The sequence below is a fragment of the Kitasatospora sp. NPDC091257 genome (genome assembly GCF_044757675.1).
Lineage (GTDB): Bacteria > Actinomycetota > Actinomycetes > Streptomycetales > Streptomycetaceae > Kitasatospora > Kitasatospora lactacystinica.
In genome coordinates this window covers 1-3,870 of sequence record NZ_JBIVVI010000892.1, presented here as the reverse complement: position 1 = coordinate 3,870, position 3,870 = coordinate 1, and the positions used below count along the sequence as shown (strand labels likewise).

Here is a 3,870-nt window from a genome sequence, read left to right as displayed (position 1 = left end):
GTGGTCTGCTGCTCGATGATCGCCTTCATCGGGGCGAGGCCGGTGCCTCCCGCTCCCCTCGCTCCCCCGGTGCGGCAGCCGGGGACGCCACCGGGCGGAGCACGGGGCGTGCGGGCTGCTCGGCGGTGGATTCGAAAACAGATTCGAAAACGGGCACACCCCCAGGATCGAACATTCGTTCGCAAAGATTCAAGTCCGACCTGGTCAACCCACCCGCACTCTTGTGCCTGAACGCGATACCTGTCACTTCAACGCGGCATCTGTCACCACGGGCGCGACGCGCCGAACACCCCGACCCCGGGGGTGCCGCCTCAGCGGCGGTCGCCCCCGGGGTGATCGGGCCGGTGACCGCGTCCGGTGACCTGGGTACCGCTTCACCCGGGGACGGTCCCAGGGTTCGGCGGACCTTCGCGGCCGGGGTCTCGGTCAGGGGTTTCGGGGTGTGTCCGGCTGGTCGATCTCGGCAGCGAGGTCGCGTGCGCAGGCGTCGAGGGCGGCAGCGATCGGTCGGAGCTCGCCGAGCCGGTTGGTGCGTTGCCGGTGGCGGGTCCCGGCGAGTTGTCACCTGGCCGCGATGTCTGTCACCCCCCTTCCCGGAACCCTCCCCGAGGAGGGCACGGGCAGCTTGGCGCTGAAGGCGAGAGCCGTGCCGCCGCCCTCGTCGGCCAGGTCGACCGGACCCGCCCGTGCGGGTCGAGGTCCAGCTCCAAAAGGGCCGGCGGATCGTAGGCCGTGACGGTGCCGGAGGCGATCACGGTGCGGCCGTCGGGATCGGTGGCCGGCAGCGCAGCACCACCGCGCCACCCTCCGCCGGATCCAACCGGTCGGCGGCAGCCAGCCGGCGCCGCAGCAAGGTCGGGCGCGACAGGTACCGCCGCACCGCGGCCACCGGCTGCGGTGCGGCGGTAGAAGCGCACAGCCTGGTGACCTGCGTCGATGGCGACGATCCTGCCGTCGGGCCTGGGGACGCTCAGGGTTCCGGCCACGCTCCGACCACCGCCTGCCGCCACCGTTGCGGCACCCGGGACTGCGTCGTCGGAAGAGGCTGGACCCACCACGCGGGAGCCCGCCGCGCGGCTCACGAACGGCGAGTCCGTGAGCCGCGCGCGGGTACCGCCCCGCACCGAGCCGTCGGCCTACGCCCCGGACACCGCGCGCGACAGGCGCAGCGGCGCCTCGACGACGTCGGCGGCGCCGAGTTCGCGCACCGCCTCCCGCCGCGTCGCCGCGACCGGAGCCGCGAGCTGAGCCAGGGGCGCCGCCGGAGCGTGGACCGTCAGCTCGAAGTCGCGGCGCACCTTGGCGTCCGGGGCGAGCGGCAGGCGGATGCGGCCGTCCGCGACCATCCGGCGGACCCGGCTGCGGCTGAGGCCGAGGCCGGACATGAGCAGGCGTTCGACCCGGACCGGGACCGGCAGCTCGAAGCTCACCAGCACCGTCAGCGGGGTCGGATCGTCGATCGCGTGGAGCGGCGTGCGTGCCTCCAGCTCCCAGGTGCCGCTCCAGTCCAGGCTGTAGCCGTTCTTGGCGGCGAGCGACGCACTCATCATCAGTTCCCGCACCACGGCGAGGTCGTTGTTCTCGTACGCCTCCCTGCGGGCGGGTTCCAGCGACGACGTGTGGACGCGCTCGTGGACGGGCACCTTCGAGGTCCGGTCGCAGCCCGCGCAGCTGAGCAGCAGCCAGACGTCGAGGAGCTTGCCGTTGGCGTTGACACGGATCTTGCCCGAGGGCCGGTGCCGCGTGCTGGAGCAGTCCGGGCAGCTGCGGACGGCGGTGGGCAGCGCGGACTGGCGCACGGCCCAGCGGGCCTTGCGTTCGGTATGCATGGTGGTCTGTTTCCTGGTTCAGCAGGAACGCGCGCAGGCCGGATCGGATGGATCGGCCGGGGTTCCTGGAATCTGACGAGTGCTCACGAGGGCGCGTGTCATCGCCTCGGGGCGGGTGGCCGCATGGCGGGGCGTCCCGAGGTCGATCGCGCGACAGGTCGTATCTCTCCGTGGCAACTCGCGACGGCGCGTCTCATCGCCTCGGGACATGGCCACATGGCGACATGTCGGCATGGCGGCATGGCCGAGCGCCGAGGGCGGTCGATCGCGTGAGCGCGCGTGTCATCGACTCGGCGCGCGGCCGGTGGCTCGGCGCAGAGGTCGATCGCGTAGGGGTGAGTTGCTACGTGGCAGTCGTCAGCACAGGTACATGCCGCACATCGTGATCTGGGCCGCGCTCCCCCGCAACCGGTTTTTTCGGACCACCGCCGTCGGACCAGCGCCGCCGGTTCCCCGCGCGAGCCGACGCCGAGCTTCGGATAGGCCTTCTGGAGGTGGTAGCCGACCGTTCGCGAACTCAGGAAGAGCTGGGCGGCGATGTCCCGGTTGGACATCCCTGGGCGGCGAGGCGGACGGTCTGCGTCTCCTGAGGCGTCAGGCCGGCGTAGTGCTCCGGTGATGCGCACGGCGGTCGTCACCCGCCAGGTTGGAGCGCCGACCTTGACCAGCCGGTTCGCTGCCCCGGGCGGTGACAACCGCCGTGACCAGGCGAGGCAGGTGACAACAATCTCGACCACTCGGTGACAGCTAGCGCGACCACGGCGGGGCGAACGCGCAGGTCGCAGGGCGCCCCGGGTGACAACTACCCCGACCAGTCACAACTCTCCGTGCACCCGGCCGCTCGCGCAGGCCGTACGGGCCGTGGCACGGCCGTCGGCGCCCCGCCGGGAACCCGGACGACTTTCTGCGGCGCGGGCCGAATCCTTTGGAGCGACCCGCACCTCTTATAAACGTTCCGACAAACGTCGGGTACGGGATCCGGAGGTAGTGATGATCATCGGAATCGGCATCGCCGTCGCCCTGGTGCTGCTCTGCACCTGCATGCTGGCCGTGAAGCGCAAGCGAGCCGGGCGTGGCTGAATCGACCTGGCCCGGCGAGCAGTTGATCGCCGCCGCGCAGGCCGGCGACGTCGACTCGATCGCCGCGCTGGTGTCGGGATCGCACCCCAATGTGCAGCGGTTCGCCCGTTCCCTCTGCGCCACCCCGGAGGACGCGGAGGACGCGGCACAGGAGGCCCTGATCATCCTGTACCGCAAGATCGGGATGCTGCGAGCCTCCGGCGCCCTGGCGTCCTGGATGTTCCGCATCGTCCGCAACGAGTGCCTCCGGCGCGCACGGACCCGGCTGCGGGACCACGGCGCACCGCTGCGACAGGACGTCTGCGTGGACTCCGCCGAGGAGACCGCCCTGCGCCGCCTGGAAGCCGGCACGGTGGCGGCCGCGGTCGCCGCCCTGCCCCCCGACCAGCGCCGAGTGCTGATCATGCGGGACATCCAGGGCCACAGCGGCCGGATGGTCGCCGACGCGCTGGGCCTCAGCACGGCGGCGATGAAGTCCCGTCTGCACCGGGCCCGTTCGGCGGTCCACCGGACACTGCGGCCCGCCACCTGAATCCGCCCGTGGAGGAAACGATGACCGGAACGAAGCCCGGAACGAAGCCCGGAACCGCCACCGGACCCGGGGGCCCCGACTTCGCGAGCAAGTCCCTGGCCGAACACGTCGTGCGCGGCGTGGTGGGCATCGGCTCGCTGATCGGCTCGGTCGCCCTCGTCCCGGCGGTCGGGCCGGTCGGCCTGGCCCTCCTGCCGGTCGGCCTGCTCGCCCTGCGCGGCTGCCCGACGTGCTGGGCGATCGGCTTGGCGCAGACCGTCTCGCGGGGCCGCCTCCAGCGCTCCTGCGAGGACGGCCGGTGCACGCTGGCCGTCGCCGACCGCCACGACGAGCACGGGGAGGAGGTGCGGTCGGCGTTCACGGGCTCCACCGTCTGAGCGGCTCCCACCCGAGGGCGGCGGGGGGCGGAAGGGCGGCGGGCACCGAGGG

3 protein-coding genes and 1 pseudogene are annotated in these 3,870 nt (G+C 72.4%); 2 read left to right on the top strand and 2 right to left on the bottom strand.

What is annotated here, in order from left to right:
* Positions 1-1,136: 1,136 nt before the first annotated feature.
* Together ACIQOV_RS31545 and ACIQOV_RS31540 are read right to left on the bottom strand one after the other, a co-directional pair.
* Positions 1,137-1,829 carry a DUF1062 domain-containing protein gene (locus ACIQOV_RS31545; RefSeq protein WP_401054084.1) on the bottom strand — a complete coding sequence of 231 codons (693 nt, stop codon included), beginning with the start codon at positions 1,827-1,829 and terminating at the stop codon, positions 1,137-1,139.
* A gap of 437 nt (positions 1,830-2,266) precedes the next feature.
* Positions 2,267-2,430, bottom strand: a pseudogene (locus ACIQOV_RS31540) (response regulator transcription factor); the annotation flags it as partial.
* Between the two features lie 471 nt (positions 2,431-2,901).
* Between ACIQOV_RS31540 and ACIQOV_RS31535 the strand changes: the two are divergent.
* On the top strand, positions 2,902-3,441 hold the full coding sequence (locus tag ACIQOV_RS31535) for an RNA polymerase sigma factor (RefSeq protein ID WP_401054083.1): 540 nt from the start codon (positions 2,902-2,904) through the stop codon (positions 3,439-3,441).
* Between the two features lie 20 nt (positions 3,442-3,461).
* Positions 3,462-3,818: a hypothetical protein gene (locus ACIQOV_RS31530; protein ID WP_401054082.1), complete on the top strand. Its 357-nt coding sequence runs from the start codon at positions 3,462-3,464 to the stop codon at positions 3,816-3,818.
* Positions 3,819-3,870 lie beyond the last annotated feature (52 nt).